Raw genomic sequence first — 16867 nt, 5'->3', positions numbered from 1 at the left:
TCAGGAATCCAACTGACGGCTAAGGATGGTGGCAAACTCATCCGCAAAGGCCTCGTAACCGCCCAAGATACGATCGCTGTCGGCGCTCAGCTTGTTGTAAAAGACCACCGCAGGGATCGCCGCCAGCAGGCCCAGGCCGGTAGCCAAAAGCGCCTCGGCAATGCCGGGAGCGACAACCGCCAGATTGGTGCTTTGCTGTTCAGCAATCTCGATAAAAGCGGTCATGATGCCCCAGACGGTGCCAAACAGCCCGACAAAGGGCGCGGTAGAGCCCACGGTCGCCAGCACCGATAATCCGCGTTGCAAATCTTCGGTCTCTTTGGCGATAGCCACGTCCATCGAACGATCAATCCGTGCCTGCGCCCCGGGGATCAGCCCACCATCGCTGCGGTGGCTGCGCCGCCACTCTGCCATCCCGGCAGCAAAAATCCGCTCTGAATGGCCCGTGGGATCCGGGCCCAGTTGGTCAAACAGCCCATCCAACGGCTCTCCCGACCAAAAGGCCTGGTCAAAACGCGCCGCCCGGCGCCGCGCCTGGCGATAGTTGATCAGTTTCTGAATAATGATACCCCAGGACCAGATCGAGGCCGCCGTCAGCATCAGCATCACCAGTTTCACGGTAAAGGTGGCCCGCGCGAAAAGACCCCACATGGAGAAGTCAATCTCCTGCGCCAGCGCCAGAGTTTCTGCTTCCATTTGCCTGCTCAATCCTCTGCCGGATCGCTCCGGTCTTACATCTGTACATCGCGCCCCACTGCGGAAGCCCGATATTGTCTGCGTGTTGCCCTCAAGTGCTCTTGATCGTCTGTTGCGACCTCAGCCGTCTGTTGCGGCCTTATTTTCAAGCAGGCTAGCCGATGTTCGCAGCAATTGCCAATCAAACAGTGCGCCGGGCAGGCATTGTTACAGCAATGCGCGAATCTCTGCCGGAAGCCGCGTCGGCCGCCCGGTCTCTGCGCTCATACAAACCGCCGAGACCTTGGCGCGAAACAGCGCGGTCTCGCCGCGCTTGACCAGCTGGCTCATGATCAGCCGCGCCGGGGTCAGTTTGATCATCTCGGTTTCGATCACCAGTTCGTCATCATATTTTGCCGCGGCGAGGTAATCTGCTTCGATCCGCTGCACCACCCAGATCACCCCGGCATCGCGCATGGCGTTTTGATCATTGCCCAGGCCGCGCACCCAGTCACTGCGGGCGCGTTCGATAAAGCGCAGGTAATTGGCGTGATAGACAATGCCCCCCATGTCGGTGTCCTCGTAGTAGACGCGGACGGGAAAGATGTGGGTCATGGGAAAATGCTCCTGTGCTCTTGCTGGCAACCTAGGTCCGGGACAAGACGCTCACAAGCCCCGGCACGGCGCGACAGCCATGTTCCGTAGCGCTCTCAGCTCGGCTCCGCCCCCAGCGGGTATTGCGCCAACACCTCGTAACGGGCGCCATCAGGCAGAAGGGTCGAGCCAAACAACGTGATTTCAGGGACCGCAAAAACCGGCGAGGTAAAGCCGCCATATTGTAGCAGCGCCTTTTCTATCCGCTGCTGCTGGCCCGGTTGCAGGCGCGGGGCAAACCGCGCCAGCGTGACATGCGGGCGAAAGCGCGCCCGCGGCAGGGCAATGCCACTGACCTGTACCAGCGACCGCAGGCAGCTTTGCAACTGGCTCAGAGAGGCATCCGGCGTCACCTCGGCACAGAGCACCCTTGGGCTCTTGCCGCCCATGACGCGCAACCCGCGCAGCTCCAGCCGCAGCTGAGGCGCCCGGAATTGGCAGAGCGCCTGATGCAGGGCCTCCAACAGCTCGTCGGGTTGGTCGTCCAGAAAGCTCAGCGTAATATGCAGATTTTCACTGGGCACCCGCCGCCCGACCGGGATCTCATCCTGCAGCCGGTCCAGCTGATCAAGGATCGGATCCGGCAGGCAAAGCCCCAGAAAACAACGCACCGTCCCAGCCCCGTTAGCCCTGCGCCTCGGGGGAACCCGGCGCGCGGGTCTGGGTTGGCGCTTGCAGCCTGGCAAACAACCGCAGAGCATGAGAGGCATCATCCGCAGAGGGCGGCATCATCCGGTCATAGGCGGCAGCAATAATGGCGGCAATCTCGGGGCGCAGGATAGTCGCGCCGGTCTCTGGCAGCACCGCCAACGGCGAGGTCTCGGCAAAGGCGGCCTCGCCCCACATCACAATCACCTGCGCCGCCTGACCCAGCGCCAGGGTTTCGGCCGGAATTTCGGCCAAGGCCCCCTGCATGCGCAAAAAGACAAAACTGGCCTGAATGGCGCCTTGATCATCAAAGCGGAAAGCCCGGTACTGGCTGGCATCCGCCGCCTGAAGACGCGCAACCAGCGCCTCCAGCCCGGGAATCAGACGCCCCATATCGGGCACATCCAACAGCTCACTCCAGTCGCGAAAGAAAAAGAACATCAGGTTGGAGCCCAGTTCCGGATCGGTCTCCGCCATCTGTGCCCCCGCCAGCGTTGCCACCGCCTCGATGGCCCCTTTGACCACCCGCAGGGTCTGATCCTCAACGCCAAAGACAATCGGCGCAATGGGGCGCCCCCAGCGGGCAAAAAGATAGCTGCCATCCGGGCGGGTGAAAAAGGCTTGGATGTCTTCCGGGGTCAGGTCCAGCGACATGAGAGGCTCTCCATCAGATAGGCGTTTTGCAGTGCGGCTTGCCGCTCTATGCCCCGCACAGAGCAAAACGACAAGACCACCCCGACTGCCCCCGCGGGTCAAGGAGGCCGCCAGGCCCCGCGCAGCGGCTTGTCCTTGACGCGCAGTGCTTCCTTAAAATTGGGTTAGGCCCTCAGGGGGCACACCGCCCCCTGAGGGCCTTCTTAGCAAAATCAATCACCGGGCAAATATCCTCCCCATTTGCGCTCAAAAGCCGCCCCGATATCCACGCCCTGCCAATCTGCAAAAAGCAGCACAAAGCCCAACAGATCGCCAAGTTCATCCTCCAGATCCCGGCGCGTCCCCGGGCCCCGCCCCTGTCCCTGCAGTTTCAGATAGGCGGCGGTGACCTCTCCCAGCTCTTCGCTCATCTTGCCCAGATACCAGGTGGGATCCCGATTGATGTCAAAACGTTCGGCATAGATATCGGAGACGCGACGGGCCAATTCGGTCAAGGCAGTCAGATCCCCTGCCCGCGCCTGTCTTGGGGCCTTGGCCATCGCCACCCTATTGTCCAAACAGGTCCGCTGCACGCGGCGGCGGTGCCATGCCCAGATGGGTCCAGGCCTTCTGCGCCAGCATTCGCCCCCGCGGAGTGCGCTGGATCAGCCCCTGTTGCAGCAGATATGGCTCAATCACATCCTCTAGGGAATCGCGGCTTTCACTCAGCGCCGCTGAAAGCGTCTCGATGCCCACCGGACCTCCGCTATAGTTTTCGGCGATCAAGCGCAGATAGCGCCGGTCCGCCCCATCCAGCCCCAGATGATCGACCCCCAACCGGGTCAAGGCCCCATCCGCCAGCGCCTGGGTGATATGGCCGTCGCCCTCGACCACCGCAAAGTCCACCACGCGGCGCAGGAGCCGCCCGGCGATCCTTGGGGTTCCCCTTGCGCGCCGCGCAATCTCTCGGGCGCCATCGTCATCCGCCGGGGTGCCCAGCTTGCGGGCATTGCGGCTGACGATCTCAAACAGCTCCTCCACGGTATAGAACTGCAACCGGGTGGGGATGCCAAAGCGATCCCGCAGGGGCGTCGTGAGCAGCCCCATGCGGGTGGTGGCCCCCACCAGGGTGAAAGGCTGCAGCTCGATGCGCACAGTGCGCGCGGCGGGCCCTTCGCCGATCACCAGGTCCAGCTCAAAATCCTCCATCGCCGGATAGAGGATCTCTTCCACCACCGGGTTCAGCCGGTGGATCTCATCAATGAACAGCACATCGCGGGCTTCCAGATTGGTCAGGATTGCCGCCAGATCCCCGGCCTTGGCCAGCACCGGCCCCGAGGTCATGCGGAAGTTCACCCCCAGCTCGCGCGCCACGATCTGTGCGAGCGTTGTCTTGCCCAGGCCGGGAGGCCCGTGAAACAAGGTATGGTCCATCGCCTCGCCCCGGCGGCGGGCGCTTTCGATAAAGATGCGCAGATTGGCGCGGGCCTCGGCCTGGCCGATGAATTCGGAAATGCCCTGCGGACGCAGCGCGCGGTCATTGTCCTCGGGCAGCGGCTCGGGCCGCAGGGAGGGATCGGCGTCAATCATGGGGGCCTCGTGTTCGGCTAGCTATATCCGCAGTGCCCGACCTCGGGTGGGTGCAAAGCGCCCTCCCGGGGGGGAGCTCAGGCGCGCCTTGGCCAAGAGGCCAAGGCATAAGGGTCGCTTTCTCTTGCATCCCCTCACCCCTTTGGTGCCAAGAGCCGCAGCGCGGCGCGGATCAATGCAGCTTCATCAGCCTCGGGGTTGTCTCCTGCCGCCTCTGCCACCGCTGAAGCCGCATCCGAGGGGCTATAACCAAGGTTGCCCAAAGCAGACAAAGCCCCGGCCGAGGCCGCCGCCGCGCCGCTGGGCTGAGCCTTGGCCTTGCGCGTCGTTTTCTTTGGCGCGGCGGGTTCTGCCGGTTCGACCACCGCCTCCAGGTCCGCACCCTCCATAGCCTCGGGTAGGCTGCCGCCCATGGCCATGACACCGGGTGCTTTGTCTTTCAGATCCAGCACGATGCGTTGCGCGGTCTTGGGGCCAACCCCCTTGGCCGCCTTGACGCTGCCCCAGTCCCCCAGGGCAATGGCACGGCTGACTCCATCGGGGCCCAGGGTGCCCAGGATCGCCAGCGAAACCTTGGCCCCGACCCCCTGCACCGAAGTCAGCAACCGGTGCCATTCCTTCTCCACCAGCGAGGTAAAACCAAACAGCTGCAAAAGGTCTTCGCGCACCAGCATATCGGTATAAAGCGCCACCGGCTCACCCACCCCCGGCAGGCTCATCATGGTGCGTTCCGAGCAATAGACCAGATAGCCAACGCCACGCACGTCAATCAGCACGTGATCCGTGGCGCGATAGTCCAGACGTCCCGTGAGCTTGCCAATCATGCCCGCACCTCTTTCAACTGTCTTTGCTGGGTTCCACCGTAATAGGCGTGACAGATGGCAATCGCCAGCGCATCTGCCGCATCGGCGCTTTTGGGGCTGCAGCCGGGCAGCTGCAGTTTGACCATATGGATGATCTGCTCCTTGCTGGCATGGCCCACCCCGACCACGGTCTTTTTCACCCGGTTGGGGGCATATTCCCCGGTGGGCAAGCCGGCCTTGGCCAGGGTCAGCAGGGCAACACCGCGCGCCTGTCCCAGTTTCAGCGTCGCCACGCCGTCCTTGTTGACAAAGGTCTGTTCAATGGCGGCCTGACAGGGCGCATAGCGCTCGATCACCTCTGAGACCTGATTGTGCAGCGACAACAGCCGCTCGCCCAGATCATCGCCATCCGAGGTGCAGACCCCATTGGCTACATGGCTGAGCCGGCTGCCCTGCGATTCGATAACCCCCCACCCGAGGTTGCGAAGCCCCGGATCAATTCCCAAAATGCGCATGTTCTGCCCGGCCTTTGCCTGTGGTGTTCAAAGTATTTTTACCGCAAATAGCACAAAAGGCGAACATGGCCAAACGCTTTCCCATCCTGTTGCACGCCGCCCTGGCCGCGCCAAAATGGGAACACCACGCCAAAACCCCCGGATCCTGTTCCAAAACCGACCCCTTACCAGGCAGGACGCGACATTTCTGAGCAGGGCGTAAATAGATACAGATCAGCCTTATTTTTATAGGCCAAAGCTATGCGCACTGTGCATATGACACATGCGTTTTTCGACACTTGTGCGGGCAAAAATTCCACCCTAAATGCGCAAAACCGAAGCAACATCCCGTTGCTGCACAACATGTTCACTCAGATACAAAGGATGAGGATATGGCTGCTTTTGACACGACCCGCACCACCTATGGCTCCACCGGCCTGTTTGGCCGTATCGGCCTTTTGTTCATCGCCGCGGCCAGCGCCGTGGTGTCGTGGAATGATGCACGCAACTCCAAGAACGCCCTGAACGCTCTGTCGGATCGCGAATTGGCTGACATCGGCCTGAGCCGCGGTGATATCGAAGACATCGCAACAGGCAAGCCTGTCTTTTAATCATAGACCAGCTCCCGGTGATCCTCTCTCCTCCTCCCTAAAGGATCACCCACATGCCGCCGCGCGCCAGACTGGCCGCGGCGGTTTTCTTTTGGCCCAAGAGGCGATCTGAACACTGGGGCGAAATCCTGCGGCAGAACTGCAAAAAACCGTCGGGCAAAGCCACGACGGTTTTTTAATCGGCAATTGGGAAATCAGGCACCCAGCGCCGCCCTGTCAGACTGGCCGCTTTGAGAGGCGGGCAAAAGCTGCCCCTCAGCATAGATGCTATGCTCTAGCGCAGAATAGGCCCGATTTGTTGCGCCGCCCAGACAGATGCCGGATCAGACTGCATGATCACTGCGCCAATCTGTTCAACCTGGTTGCCGCCCGCCAGCTTGGCCACCCGTTCGTCATAGGTGTCAAAGCCCAGCGCGGCTATCAGGAAAGCCTTGAACAGCAAAAAGGCACCGATGATCAGAACAAAGATTTTTCCAGAGACACGCGAACGGATCTTACGTGGTTCGATGACAATCAGCCCGTCGGATTGGACTCGCGCAGCATAGCCCTGCGAGAAACCATCATGTTTGCTCTGCAAACGGGCCACACGACCCCGGAATTCTTGATGTTGAATACTCATAAAGTTGCTCCGAACTGGCCCCCACCAGCGGATAAACTTTTATAGTTTCCATCAGATGCGATTCCAAGGCAATTGCCTAAAAATCGTCATAAACCTTCGTAAAATCAGCTATTCCGCTGCAAAAGCAGGGTGGTCCATTCACCAATCTCTTCGCGTCGCACCAGATTGGTTCCATTTTCGGCATAAACGGAAATCACGCTATCGGCCTGTTCGTTGAGAATCCCGGACAGGATGGCATAGCCACCGGGGCGCAGATTGGCGCAGAGATCCGGCGACAGCGCCACCAGCGGACCTTTGAGGATATTTGCAAAGACCAGATCATAGGGCGCCATGTCTTTCAGTCCGGGGTGATCAAAGCCCGCCGCCTCCAGGCAGGTGACGGCTCCTTCCATGCCATTGGCCTTGAGATTGGCCTCGGCCACCTCGACCGCCACCTCGTCGATGTCACTGGCGACAAAGTCGCCTTCCCAGACCCGCGCGGCTGCCATGGCCAGCACCGCGGTGCCGCAGCCAATATCAGCCACCTTGGCGCCGACAAATCCCGCGTCGATCAGATGATCCAGTGCTTTGAGACAGCCCAGAGTGGTGCCATGGTGTCCGGTGCCAAAAGCCATCGCCGCCTCGATCAGCAGCGGGATGCGCCCCTCGGGCACGGTCTCGGCGTCATGGCTGCCGTAGACATAGAAGCGCCCCGCCTCGACAGGTGCCAGCTCGCGGCGCACATGGGCCACCCAATCGGTTTCCGGCAGTTCCGAGACAGCGAATTCCTTGGCACCGTGCAGCGTCGCCAGCAGGGCCAGCCCGGCCTGGTCAGGTTCTTCGGTGAAATAGCCGCCCACTTCCCACAGGCCCGAGCCATCTTCCATCTCAAAAACGCCCACCCCGGTGGGTTCGGGCATCAGGCTCTCCATCGCATCGCCCAGGGCTTCGGCTTGGGCTTTGCCAGGAAGGGTGGTCAGAGCGGTAAAGGTGGGCATGTCGGATCTCCAGCTGCGGTGCCCCGCGCCTAGGCCGATGCACCGCAGAGGTCAAGAGCTGAGCTGCGCAGCCCGCCTATCTCCCCTGTTTTCGGCCCTTCGCAGGGTTATTCCGCCGCAACCCGAGGCCGGTACTTGGCAAAAATCGTCTCGTTGCCCGGCTCCGGATGGCGCGGGATCAGGCAGGACAGCCCCAAAGAGACCAGCGCCATGGCAGCAGCCAGTGCGAAAACCATCGCCGGAGAAATCACCCAAAGCAGCCCCAACAGGACCGGCAGGAACACCGCCGCGATATGGTTGATGGTAAAGGCCACAGCCGCCGTTGGTGCGATATCCGCCGGATCTGCGATCTTTTGGAAATAGGTCTTCAGCGCCAGCGCCAGCGCAAAGAGCACATGGTCCACTACATAGAGGATCGAGGCCAGCAACACGCCCCAGCCAAACCAATAGATGCCGCCATAGAGCGCAAAGACCAGCGCCAGGCCAGCATATTCGATAATCAGTGTTCGACGCTCACCAAAATGGGCCACAAACCGCCCCAGGAGCGGCGCCACCAGAATATTGATCACCAGGTTGATGAGGAACAGCCCGGTGACTTCATGCACGTCAAAACCAAAGCGCTCCACCATCATGAAACCGGCAAAGACCACAAAGATCTGCCGCCGTGCCCCGGCCATGAACTGCAACAGATAGTAGAGCCAATAGCGGCGGCGCAGCACCAGTTTCTTGTTTTGTGGTGTTGGCGAGTCAAACTGCGGATAGAGCAGCAGGCAGGCCATGGCCAGCAGTGCAGTCACGCCACCAGCCGTCATGAAGACCATGTTGAAAGTGAGATCAAAGCTCTCCCAGAGCAGCACGATCAGCCCGTAGACCACAAAGGTCGCGGCAGACCCGCAGGCAATCAGCCAACCCAGGATTTGCGGCGCACGGTCCTTGGGCAGCCATTGCAGTTGCAGCGACTGGTTCACCGTCTCGTAGTAATGAAAGCCGATGGAGCTGAGCAGGGTGATCATCAGAATGCCGCCAAGCGAGGGGAACCAGGCGGTCAGCATAGTGGCCACACCCAGCATGATCAGCGAGATCAACCCCAGCACCTGCTCGCGCACAAACAGGATGACCGCTATCACCCCCACCGCCAGAAAGCCTGGGATTTCGCGTACCGTATGCAGCAGGCCAATATCAGCCCCGTCAAACTGCGCCACCTCGATGACAAAGTTGTTCAGCAGCGCTGACCAGGCATTAAAGGCAATCGGCATGCAGACCGCCATCACAAAGAGCAATGTTGTCGGGCGACGCCACAGCGGCAAATGACGGGCCGCATCCAGAGAGAGAGGTTTGAACATGCCCCTCCTCTACGCCTCTTTTTGCCCCAGCGCGAGACCAAAGCAGCCCCTGCACATACAGCCCCACATCCCTGCACAGAACAGCCGCCCGTAAATATGGACCGGTGCCGGGCTCTGCCCCCGCCGCCCATGACCTAAATCAAATCAAAAATGCGAATATGTGTATATTGTCCGCAGAATTCTTACGCGCGGAGGCCTGGATCATGGATCTACTCACTCTTATCGAAACTCTGGCCGAGCGCCTCGGCGAAGCCCCTCTGGCAGCGCTCTTTGGTCTGTTGACCGGTGTTACCTTTGGCATCGCAGCCCAGCGCTCCCGGTTTTGTCTGCGCGCCGCCACGGTAGAATTTGCCCGCGGCGGCCTGGGCGACCGGATGGCGGTCTGGTTGCTCACGTTCTCTACCGCCGTGGTCTGGGTACAGGGGGCCGAACTATTGGGGTTGATGCGCAGTGCTGACGCCCGGATGATGGCCGTGCCCGGCAGCTGGTCAGGCGCCATTATCGGCGGTTTGATCTTTGGCGCAGGCATGGTGCTGGCACGCGGCTGTTCCGGCCGCCTGCTGGTGCTGGCCGCCACCGGCAATCTTCGCTCGGTGGTTTCCGGCATGATTTTTGCCGTGGTGGCACAGATGAGCCTCTCGGGCATGCTCTCGCCGCTGCGTGACAAGATCGCCGGTCTCTGGATCACCTCCGGCGGGCGCAATATGGATCTGCTGGTCGAGGTCGGTTTGCCAGAATGGGGCGGGCTGGCGCTGGGACTGGGGATCGCAGCCCTGGCGCTGGTTTTGTCGCGGCGCAATCACATTGGCGCGGCGCGGCTGGTCTTTGCCTCCGGTGTTGGCTTTGCCGTAGCGCTTGGCTGGGTGCTCACCTTTGGTCTCTCCCAGGTGGCCTTTGACCCGGTGCAGATCGAAAGCGCAACTTTCACCGGCCCCTCGGCCCACACATTGATGTTCTTCCTGGATCGCAATGCCATTCTTGAGTTCGACATCGGCCTGGTGCCCGGAGTCTTTATCGGCGCCATGCTGGCCGCCTGGTCCGCGGGCGAGATGAAGCTGCAGGCCTTTGATGATGCCGCCACCATGCGCAAGGCAATGATCGGCGCGGTGCTGATGGGCTTTGGCGGGATGCTGGCCGGCGGCTGTGCCATTGGCGCGGGCGTCACCGGTGGCTCGATTTTCACCGGCACCGCTTGGCTGGCGCTGTTCTTCATGTGGGTCGGCGCTGTGACCACCGATTTTCTGGTGGATCAAAAACACCAGACCTCCACAGCCTGAGCCCAAATCCAACACCGACCTGACAGGGCGCGACCGCGCGACCAACAGGGTGCCCCTGTCATCATCTTTCCATAAATATTCAATTGCCCCCAAGTCGCAGGGCCACCCGGCCTGGGTTTCACAAAAGGCGCTCTCGCCTCAAAACCGCTTCAAAAGAAATTCTGCGGATCAATATCAATGCTGAGACGCAGGTCGCCCTTCATGCGGAAGGGCTGCACCCAGCGCGCCAGCGCCTCCTGCAGGGCAACCCCCTTTTCCGCCTTCACCAGCAGTCGCACCCGATGTCGCCCGCGCACCCGAGCGATCGGCGCCGGCGCCGGGCCAAAGAGCTGCGCCCCGACCTGACGCAGGGGCCCGTCATTGCGCGCCAGCGCATTGCCCAGATCAAAGACCTGCGCCAGATCGGACCCCGACAGGATAATCCCCGCCATGCGGCCAAAGGGCGGCACGCCTGCGGCACGACGCTCTTCTGCCTCGGCGCGCCAGAATTCCTCCTCATCACCGCTCAGGATTGCGAGGATCACCGGATGCTCGGGCTGAAAGGTCTGCAATAGCGCCTCGCCCGGGCGTTCGGCCCGCCCCGCCCGCCCCGCCACCTGGCGCATCAGCTGAAAGGTGCGCTCTCCGGCGCGCAGATCCGAGCCCTGCAGGCCAAGGTCCGCATCAATCACCCCCACCAGGGTCAGGAGCGGAAAGTTATGCCCCTTGGCCACCAGCTGGGTGCCCAGAACGATGTCCGCCTCTCCCGCGGCAATCTCTTCGATGCGCGCCTTCAGCGCCCGGGCTGATCCAAACAGATCCGAGCTCAACACCGCAATGCGCGCCTCAGGAAACAGCGCTGCGGCTTCCTCCCCCAGGCGTTCAATGCCCGGCCCGACCGGGGCCATCTTGCCCTCCACCTGACAGGAGGGGCAAACCTCGGGCACCGGCTTGGTCTCGCCACATTGATGGCACATCAGCCGCTTCAAAAATCGATGCTCCACCATGCGGGCATCGCAATTGTCACAGGCCACCTGCGTGCCGCAGGCCCGGCAGATCGTCACCGGCGCAAAGCCGCGCCGGTTCAGGAACAAGAGCGACTGCTCCCCGCGCTCCAGGCGCAGAGTCATCGCCTGCTTCAAGGTCGGCGAAATCCAGGTCGACGGCGCCAGAGCCTCACTGCGCATATCCACTGCCCGCATCGTCGGCAAAACCGCAGTGCCAAAGCGCGCCTTCAGATCCACCCGCTTGTATTTGCCCGCCTCGGCATTGACCCAGGTCTCCAGCGAAGGTGTCGCTGAAGCCAGCACCACCTGCGCCGAGCACATCACCGCGCGCAGCACCGCCATGTCACGGGCGTTATACAACACGCCCTCTTCCTGCTTATAGGCGGTGTCATGTTCTTCATCGACAATGATCAGCCCCAGATCGCGAAAGGGCAAAAACAGGGCCGAACGCGCCCCGATCACCAGTTGCGCGCTGCCCTGGCCCACCATGCGCCAGACCCGGCGCCGCTCGGTCATGGTGGCGCCGGAATGCCACTCCGCCGGGGTGGCGCCAAAGCGTTGCTCGACCCGTTTCAGAAATTCCGCTGTCAGGGCAATTTCCGGCAAGAGCACCAGTGCCTGACGGCCACTGCGCAGACAGGCCGCTACGGCCTCCAGATAGACCTCGGTCTTGCCCGATCCGGTGACACCCTTCAGCAGCGTGGTGCCATAGCTGCCGCTTTGCACTGCTTTGGCCAGGGTCGCAGCCGCAGCAGCCTGATCTTCGGTCAACTTCTTTCCGGGGCGCGCTGGGTCCAGAGGCGGATAGGGCAGATCACGCGGGGTCTCCTCTTCGCGCAGCGCGCCCTGTTTCACCAATCCCTTCACCACCGACGGGGTGACTTCCGCCAGATCCGACAATTCCTTGGCGGTAAAGGCCAGCGCGCTGAAATCCTCCATCACCGTCAGCACCCGGGCACGCGCCTCGGTCATCCGTTCGGGGGCGCTGTCGCCCAGTCGCAGCACCTTTCGCATCGACGGCGGGTCCGACAGGCCCGGAGCCCGGGTTGCCAGCCGCAGCATCAAAGACATGGGCGTCAGCGTGTAATCTGCTGCACGAGTCAGAAACTGGCGCATCTCCTCGCGCATCGGCGCCAGATCCAGCACCCGGATGACACTGCGCAGCTTGGCCGAATCAAAACCGCCACCCCCAGCGCCCCAGATCACCCCCAGAACCTTGCGCGGTCCCAGCGGCACTTCCACAAAAGCGCCGCGAAAACAGCCACCCTCGGGAGCGCGATAATCCAAAAGCCGATCAAGAGGTTGCGCGGTCAAAACCGCCACCCTGTCGCCCTGATGGAAAAAGTCCTGCCCGCTCACCTGTATCGCCTCCAAACCTCGGGGCTTTTTAATGCCCGCGCCATGCGCTAAAGGCTAGCGCAATCAAGGCCAAACTTTCCCAAAAGGATCCCCGCCGATGAAATTCTTTGTAGATACCGCCGAAATCGACGCCATTGCCGAACTGAACGACCTTGGCATGGTCGATGGTGTGACCACCAACCCTTCGCTGATCAAGAAATCCGGTCGCGACATCATTGAGGTCACCAAAGAGATCTGCGATCTGGTCACCGGCCCGGTCTCTGCCGAGGTCACCGCCACCGACGCCGAGACCATGATCGCCGAGGGCCGCAAGCTGGTCGAGATCGCTGAAAACATCGCCGTCAAAGTGCCGCTGACCTGGGATGGTCTCAAGGCCTGTAAAACCCTCTCCGACGACGGCCATATGGTCAATGTCACCCTCTGCTTCTCCGCCAATCAGGCGCTGATCGCTGCCAAGGCCGGCGCCACCTTCATCTCGCCCTTCATTGGCCGCCTGGATGATATCAACCTCGACGGTATGGAGCTGATCAACGATATCCGCCAGATCTATGACAACTACGGTTTTGACACCGAAATCCTGGCTGCGTCGATCCGTTCGGCCAACCATATCCTCGACAGTGCCCTGATCGGCGCCGATGTGATCACCGCCCCCCCCGCCGTGATCAAATCGCTGGCCAACCACCCGCTGACCGACAAGGGCCTGGCCACTTTCCTCGACGACATCAAAGCCGCAGACATCAAAATCCTGTAAGCGCCCAGCTAATTGGGAGCACCGGAAAGCAGCAGACAAAAGGCGCCCATTGCGGGCGCCTTTTCTTTTCCCAGCACACACCCTTCACGTCTTTCCCTTTACCCTGCCCCTGGTCGCGGCTGTCCTGGCGGCCCCCATTGGTCGCCGCCGGGTCAAGGGCCGCGCCAGCGGTCGCGCCCCGGCGCGATCCACCCTTGAGGCGGCGGCGGGCGCTTCACACTCAATAAGGCGCGTTTCTGGGCAGACCTGCCCTGAAACCGCTTCTCAGCAGATCTTGCCCTGTTGCGCCGGGCGCAGCCCGGCGCTGGGCCCAACCGGGGCCAGGGATCTTTGATCCAGCCGCCCTGGGCGGGAGCCCCCCGCTCTTTTTGGATGCCGCTCGAAACAGTGCTGGGCGCCTGTCTCGCCGGTCCCTGCCCAGTCTTTTCCCGCTCCTAACAAAATTTTAGCCCCTATATCGGAAAACCCATGTTATAACCCGGGCTCAAAGCCCAAAGGTTCAACCCTCTACAGGTTCAAAACCCGCAAAGGTTCAAGCCACAAAGGTTCAAGAATGAGCAGCACCACAGCCAAACTAGACACTCCCCTGCGCGACGCGATTCTGGCAAAGCCCGACGCGGTTCTCGAAGATCAGGGCCTGATGGATGCGCTGGTTACTGCCAATGAACGCGCCATGGGCTCCAATATCGTTGATCTGCGCGGCATCGCCATGGAGCGGATGGAGGCCCGGCTGGACCGGCTGGAAGACACCCACCGCTCGGTGATTGCCGCTGCCTATGAAAACCTGGCCGGCACGAATCAGATTCACCGCGCCATCCTGCGCCTGCTGGACCCCACCGATTTCCCAGGCTTTCTGCAGACCCTGAATGGCGATCTGGCCGAAATCATGCGCGTCGATTCGGTGTCGCTGGTGCTGGAAACCCTGCAGGATGACGGCGGCGCCGCCGCGGCCCGCATTGGCGATGTGCTGAAAACCGCCAGCCCTGGCTTTATCGACGCCTATGTCGGAACCAATCGTGGCGGCCCGGCGCGTCAGGTCACTCTGCGCCAGATGCAGGGCGGCACCCCCAAGATCTTTGGCAACAAGGCCGACTGGATCCGCTCTGAGGCCTGCCTGCGGCTGGATCTCGGCAATGGCCGCCTGCCCGGGCTTTTGGTTCTCGGCTCGGAAGACCCGCATCAATTCACGCCTCAGCATGGCACTGATCTGCTGACCTTCTTTGCCGGGGTCTTTGAACGCAGCATGTGCCGCTGGCTGGCGTGACAGCTGCCCATCTGTCCCGGCGCCCCCGCGGCGCGGGATCTTTGTCTTGCGACCTGCGCAGCCTTCCTGACTGCACGATAGGCTTTGCGCGGATCGCGCCGTTTGGGGCCGCCCGATCATGACCACCACCGAGGCCCAGTTGCTGATATCCGCGGCCTGCCGCGATGCGCTGCAACTCTGGTTGCAGGGCTTGAGCGCGCTGGACGGGGCTGCGGCCAATACCCTCACCGCCTATCAGGGCGATCTCAGTGGTTTTCTCGCCTTTATGACCAGCCATCACGGTGCGCCACAGGGGCTCGGGGCCCTGGCTCGGATCTCCACCTCGGATATGCGCGCCTGGATGGCTCAGGAACGCAATACCGGAACCGGGGCACGCTCCCTGGCCCGCAAGCTCTCGGCGGTCAAAAGCTTTTATCGCTGGCTCGCCGAACGGGAAGGCTTTGAACCCACAGCCGTTCTGGCGGCGCGCGCCCCCAAGTACCAAAAGAAGCTGCCGCGCCCCCTTGCCCAGGATGCCGCCCGGGCGGTCATCGACACCGTTGAGCTGCAATCCACCACCGATTGGGTGGCCGCGCGCGATGTGGCGGTGGTGACGCTGCTCTATGGCTGCGGGCTGCGCATCTCCGAAGCCCTGGCCCTGACAGGCAAGGCCGCGCCTCTGCCCGCCAGCCTGCGCATCTCTGGCAAGGGCGGCAAAGAACGTCTGGTGCCGGTAATCGCCGCTGCCCGTCAGGCGGTAGAGCGCTATCTGGCCCTCGCCCCCTACCCCAAAGAAGACGATGGGCCGCTGTTTCGCGGGGTCCGTGGCGGCGCGCTTAATCCCCGCCAGATCCAGGGCGCCATGGCCCAGGCGCGGGCTCAGCTGGGGCTTCCTGCCAGCGCAACCCCTCATGCATTGCGCCACAGCTTTGCCACCCATCTGCTCGAGGCGGGCGGCGATCTACGCGCCATTCAGGAACTGCTAGGCCATGCTTCGCTATCGACAACCCAGGCCTATACGGCGGTGGATACGGCGCATCTGATGGCGGTCTATAACCGCAGCCACCCCAAAGCCTGATCCGCCCCTGCCCCCCTGCGCCCCAAGGCAACCGCGCAGATTGTCTCGCTCAAACCCGGTCGAACACCGACCAGGTAAAGGCCTGCATATCCCCTGCCGGGGTGACATGGGGCTCGGACCAGCTGTGCAGCAGATCAAACCCCTGCCCCAGTTCGGCCTGCAGGTCTTTGGGGGCATAGCGCTGTACGGGCAGGCCACTACAGGTCTTGGGCCCGTCGGGTGCGAAGCAAGCCAGGATCACATGACCGCCCCTGGGCACCGCGGCACTCAAGGCCTGTATATAGGCCTGCCGGTCGCAGGCTTCGGTCAAAAAGTGAAACACCGCTCGGTCGTGCCAGATATCCCACAGGCGGTGCGGCTGCCACATCGTAATGTCCCGGGCTATCCAAGCCACGCGTTGCCCATCTGCGCCCAGCCGGACACGGGCCAGGGTCAAGGCGCGTTGTGAGATATCCAGAACGGTAATATCTTGGCGGCGCTGGTCGACCAGTGCACCGGCCAGCCGAGAGGCCCCGCCGCCGATGTCGATCACGGAAAGAGAGCGCGGGCCACAGAGGGAAATGGCGCGCAGGGAGGGGGTTGGATCCGCCTGAAACCAGCTCAGCTGTTCTGTGTCTTTGGTCTGGTAGACCCGGTTCCAGTGCTCTGCAGGTTGCCGCATTTCGCCCTCCTCGCATTCTCATTTCCCTATCTTTAAACTCTGCCAGATAAATTCCATTTTTGGAATTTAAAATTTTCTTGCCCCCATACCGGTTTCTGCCCGGTTTCTGCCCGGTTTGCTAAAATTCGAAACAAATTACTCTAGCGCCTGCATCAGGGGTTAAGAGCTCTGCGCTTAACTGAGGCCTCCCATTGCTCCAGAAAGGATGCCCCTATGTCTCCGGCTCTTGCCTACGCGTTTCACCCTGCCCCCGCCGCCCCTGCGCCCGCCCCATCGCAAATCCGTTTTCCGCGCCTGCCGCAGAACCCTCACCGTGCAGAGCTGCCGCTGCCAGGGGCCTCCAAAACCAAAATGGTTCTTTTAGGCGCAGAAAACCCTGAGCTAAGCCCCAACGAACAGGGCCTGCACCGTCAGGAATACCCGACTTGGTTGCACTGAAGCCTTGCAGGCGCGGAGGAAATTCGC

18 protein-coding genes are annotated in these 16867 nt (G+C 61.9%); 5 read left to right on the top strand and 13 right to left on the bottom strand.

Annotated elements, in window-relative coordinates; translation table 11 throughout:
* The 8 genes from tolQ to ruvC all read right to left on the bottom strand — a co-directional run bounded on the left by tolQ (position 1) and on the right by ruvC (position 5518).
* Positions 1–696, bottom strand: coding sequence for a protein TolQ (gene tolQ / locus AN476_RS07070; RefSeq protein WP_054460288.1), 696 nt, complete (start codon positions 694–696; stop codon positions 1–3).
* Between the two features lie 207 nt (positions 697–903).
* A complete protein-coding gene (gene ybgC / locus AN476_RS07065; RefSeq protein WP_054460287.1) occupies positions 904–1290 on the bottom strand; it encodes a tol-pal system-associated acyl-CoA thioesterase in 387 nt (128 codons plus the stop codon).
* 95 nt (positions 1291–1385) lie between these two features.
* A complete protein-coding gene (gene thpR, locus AN476_RS07060; protein WP_054460286.1) occupies positions 1386–1940 on the bottom strand; it encodes an RNA 2',3'-cyclic phosphodiesterase in 555 nt (184 codons plus the stop codon).
* Between the two features lie 13 nt (positions 1941–1953).
* On the bottom strand, positions 1954–2631 hold the full coding sequence (locus tag AN476_RS07055; RefSeq protein ID WP_054460285.1) for a hypothetical protein: 678 nt from the start codon (positions 2629–2631) through the stop codon (positions 1954–1956).
* 212 nt (positions 2632–2843) lie between these two features.
* Positions 2844–3170: a MazG nucleotide pyrophosphohydrolase domain-containing protein gene (locus tag AN476_RS07050; RefSeq protein WP_054460391.1), complete on the bottom strand. Its 327-nt coding sequence runs from the start codon at positions 3168–3170 to the stop codon at positions 2844–2846.
* Between the two features lie 7 nt (positions 3171–3177).
* Complete coding sequence (ruvB, locus tag AN476_RS07045; protein WP_054460284.1) at positions 3178–4200, bottom strand: Holliday junction branch migration DNA helicase RuvB; 1023 nt, start codon at positions 4198–4200, stop codon at positions 3178–3180.
* Positions 4201–4334: 134 nt separating this feature from the next.
* Complete coding sequence (ruvA, locus tag AN476_RS07040; RefSeq protein ID WP_054460283.1) at positions 4335–5024, bottom strand: Holliday junction branch migration protein RuvA; 690 nt, start codon at positions 5022–5024, stop codon at positions 4335–4337.
* Positions 5021–5518: a crossover junction endodeoxyribonuclease RuvC gene (gene ruvC, locus AN476_RS07035; RefSeq protein WP_054460282.1), complete on the bottom strand. Its 498-nt coding sequence runs from the start codon at positions 5516–5518 to the stop codon at positions 5021–5023. Before ruvC ends, ruvA begins: the two co-directional genes overlap by 4 nt.
* A gap of 371 nt (positions 5519–5889) precedes the next feature.
* Here ruvC and AN476_RS07030 point away from each other — a divergent pair, with 371 nt between their 5' ends.
* A complete protein-coding gene (locus tag AN476_RS07030) occupies positions 5890–6108 on the top strand; it encodes a DUF1127 domain-containing protein (protein WP_054460281.1) in 219 nt (72 codons plus the stop codon).
* A 274-nt stretch (positions 6109–6382) separates the two neighbouring features.
* On the opposite strand, the gene AN476_RS07025 is transcribed toward AN476_RS07030, so the two are convergent.
* The 3 genes from AN476_RS07025 to AN476_RS07015 form a co-directional block, all read right to left on the bottom strand.
* Positions 6383–6727 (bottom strand): hypothetical protein, encoded by a 345-nt coding sequence (locus tag AN476_RS07025; RefSeq protein ID WP_054460280.1) that lies wholly within the window; start codon positions 6725–6727, stop codon positions 6383–6385.
* A gap of 104 nt (positions 6728–6831) precedes the next feature.
* Positions 6832–7704: a 50S ribosomal protein L11 methyltransferase gene (locus AN476_RS07020; RefSeq protein WP_054460279.1), complete on the bottom strand. Its 873-nt coding sequence runs from the start codon at positions 7702–7704 to the stop codon at positions 6832–6834.
* A gap of 107 nt (positions 7705–7811) precedes the next feature.
* Complete coding sequence (locus AN476_RS07015) at positions 7812–9047, bottom strand: MFS transporter (protein WP_054460278.1); 1236 nt, start codon at positions 9045–9047, stop codon at positions 7812–7814.
* 203 nt (positions 9048–9250) lie between these two features.
* Here AN476_RS07015 and AN476_RS07010 point away from each other — a divergent pair, with 203 nt between their 5' ends.
* Positions 9251–10324 (top strand): YeeE/YedE family protein, encoded by a 1074-nt coding sequence (locus AN476_RS07010; protein WP_054460390.1) that lies wholly within the window; start codon positions 9251–9253, stop codon positions 10322–10324.
* Between the two features lie 149 nt (positions 10325–10473).
* Here AN476_RS07010 and AN476_RS07005 read toward each other — a convergent pair whose 3' ends face one another.
* Positions 10474–12669, bottom strand: a complete 2196-nt coding sequence (locus AN476_RS07005) for a primosomal protein N' (RefSeq protein WP_054460277.1) — start codon at positions 12667–12669, stop codon at positions 10474–10476.
* A 97-nt stretch (positions 12670–12766) separates the two neighbouring features.
* Between AN476_RS07005 and fsa the strand changes: the two genes are divergently transcribed.
* The 3 genes from fsa to AN476_RS06985 all read left to right on the top strand — a co-directional run bounded on the left by fsa (position 12767) and on the right by AN476_RS06985 (position 15741).
* The gene (fsa, locus tag AN476_RS07000) at positions 12767–13420 is read left to right on the top strand and encodes a fructose-6-phosphate aldolase (protein ID WP_054460276.1); all 654 of its coding nucleotides are present in this window, start codon (positions 12767–12769) and stop codon (positions 13418–13420) included.
* A 553-nt stretch (positions 13421–13973) separates the two neighbouring features.
* Positions 13974–14684 (top strand): DUF484 family protein, encoded by a 711-nt coding sequence (locus AN476_RS06990; RefSeq protein WP_054460274.1) that lies wholly within the window; start codon positions 13974–13976, stop codon positions 14682–14684.
* Positions 14685–14802: 118 nt separating this feature from the next.
* A complete protein-coding gene (locus tag AN476_RS06985; protein ID WP_054460273.1) occupies positions 14803–15741 on the top strand; it encodes a tyrosine recombinase XerC in 939 nt (312 codons plus the stop codon).
* A gap of 49 nt (positions 15742–15790) precedes the next feature.
* Here AN476_RS06985 and AN476_RS06980 read toward each other — a convergent pair whose 3' ends face one another.
* A complete protein-coding gene (locus tag AN476_RS06980; protein WP_054460272.1) occupies positions 15791–16402 on the bottom strand; it encodes a trans-aconitate 2-methyltransferase in 612 nt (203 codons plus the stop codon).
* Positions 16403–16867: the final 465 nt, after the last annotated feature.

This window comes from Phaeobacter sp. 11ANDIMAR09 (genome assembly GCF_001294455.1).
Lineage (GTDB): Bacteria > Pseudomonadota > Alphaproteobacteria > Rhodobacterales > Rhodobacteraceae > Pseudophaeobacter.
The sequence above is the reverse complement of the archived record's forward strand: the minus strand, read 5'-3'. Positions and strand labels throughout refer to the sequence as shown.